The sequence below is a fragment of the Streptomyces sp. AM25 genome (genome assembly GCF_058146165.1).
The window spans coordinates 1-2,056 of sequence record NZ_JBKIWN010000117.1; the positions used below are offsets into that span (position 1 = coordinate 1).

Annotated in this window: 1 protein-coding gene; it reads right to left on the bottom strand. The window is 68.5% G+C overall.

Features of this window, described 5'->3' with window-relative positions:
* Positions 1 to 83: 83 nt before the first annotated feature.
* Entirely contained in the window at positions 84 to 1,460 is a 1,377-nt protein-coding gene (locus tag ACLHRZ_RS37080; RefSeq protein WP_490422985.1) for a S8 family serine peptidase, read from the bottom strand.
* Between the last annotated feature and the right edge of the window lie 596 nt (positions 1,461 to 2,056).

Genomic DNA, 2,056 nt, shown 5'->3' on the forward strand with positions numbered 1-2,056 from the left:
CGCCGCCGACAAGTAAATCCGAACTGGACGGATCAGCCGTTAAATTGACACACCCTGACCGGTTGAGTCCACCCTCCCGCGGTTCAGTATTGGTGTAGTGGGGTGTGTTTTGGGTGCCAGTCGGTGGGGGTGGGGAGGCCGAGGGCGGTGGGGGCGTCGGGGACGGAGGCGGTGTGTGGGGTGTGTGCGGGGTGGCAGGCTGCGTGGAGCAGGCTGCGCAGGTGGGTGACGCGGTCGGTGGTGGGGGGGAGTGTGCTGAGCTGGTGGTGGTGGGCGAGGAGGAGGGCGGCGAGGCCGGTGATGTGTGAGGCGGCGAGGCCGGCGCCGTCTGCGGCGGTGTAGGCGGTGCTGGTGTGGGTGGTGGTGGTGCTGGTGGTGAGGATGGTGGCGCCGGGGGCGAGGAAGTCGATGCTGGGGGCGGCCTGGCGGGGCTGTGCTGTGATGGGGGGAGAGGGCTGGCCGGTGACGAGGTCGGTGCCTGTGCCGTTGGGCTGTGGGGTGATGGCGCCCACGGCCAGGACGGTGGGCAGCCGGGCGGGGAATTCCACGGGAGAGCTGGTGGGGCTGGCCGGTGCCACGACGGTGATGCCTGCTGTGTGTGCATCGAGGATTTTCCAGGCGAGGAGCCGGGAGGGCAGGGGGCAGGTGAGGCTGATCTGGGCCAGGTCGATGCCGTGGTGGATGCAGTAGTTGAGGGCCTGGAGGAGTGTGCTGATGCGCCCGTTGGGGAAGATGCGCAGGGAGTGGAGCTCGGCCCCGGGGGCGATGCCGGTGATGCCGTTGTGGTTGTCTGCGGCTGCGATGATGCCGGCGCACCAGGTCCCGTGTCCGGTGGAGTCGGACTGCCAGGAGCCGTCGGCTGCCGGTGAGATGAAGTCGTGTCCGTGGCGGACAGCGCTCTCGAGGTCGGGGTGGGCAGCGTTGATGCCGGAGTCCAGGAGGGCGATTTTCGTTCCCTGTCCCTGGTAGGAGGGGGGGATCTGGTCCAGGCGCATGCTGCGTTTTCCCCAGCCGGTGACGGGCTGTTCGGGGAACCCGTGGAGTGTCTCGCCGAGGGGGACGCACTCGATGGTGGTGCGGTCGTCGGGGGTGCCGGGCAGGTAGGGGCGGTCGATGCGTGCGGGCCAGTATCCGCCGGCAGGCCGTGCGCACAGGGCCCGGAGCGTTGCGGGGGTGTCGAAGGGGAGGACGAGTGTGGCCCATCCCGTGGCGTCGGTGATGGAGCTGGCGGTCGAGGCGGAGCCGATGGCCCATACCCGGGTCCCGGGCAGGGTGGCGCCGTTCTGTCCCTTGACGAGAACGTGGACGCGCGCGGGGTTCTCGAGGGAGATGTCAAGGGCCGGAGACAGAGGGGGGACGACGATGCTGCTGAGGGGCGTCGGGGGGTAGGAGAGGGGCTGGTCCGGTTCGACGAGTGTGTGGGGGTCTGTGGCCAGCGCACGTGCACGTTCGTCGGGCATCTCGGCCACGGCAACGACAGGGCATGTCAGGGGCGGTCCCGAAGTGGTGTCACCACGGACACTGCGAGGGGTGCGGATGTGCGTGATCTGGCGGATGTCGGGATCTTTTTCCAGCAGCCTGAACAGGGCAGCCGGCTCCACGGGGCTGCTTCCCGGGGGGAGCAGCCCGGCGGGGCTGGAGGCGACGAGATAGCGTCTCCAGCCGGTCTGTGCCGGATGAGTCCCGCCGTGTCCGTTGTCTGCGGCCCGGGGAGGGGGCGGGTTCTCCGGCTGCTGGGGGATGTCGTCAAAGGGCGGTGTTCCGCCTGGCACAGGACCGCCCCCCGGCACCGGATTACTGTTGTACCTGCCGATACCGGCCTCGTTCATAGTCCGACCCGCTCTTTATCCGTCAACCGAATTCACTGATGGGATGTCCATACCGGCCGGACAGTGAGATTATCCGGCCGGTATGAATTCTGCTGCTGCGGAGACCAGGATGCACGGTAATGCCGGGGCAGCCTGATTCTCCGGGGAATACTAGACCGTGGCGTACCCGATGGGCGCGGGCAGGCCGGTGTGCGGCGGGCAGGGCTGATTCATAGTCCTGGTTGGCG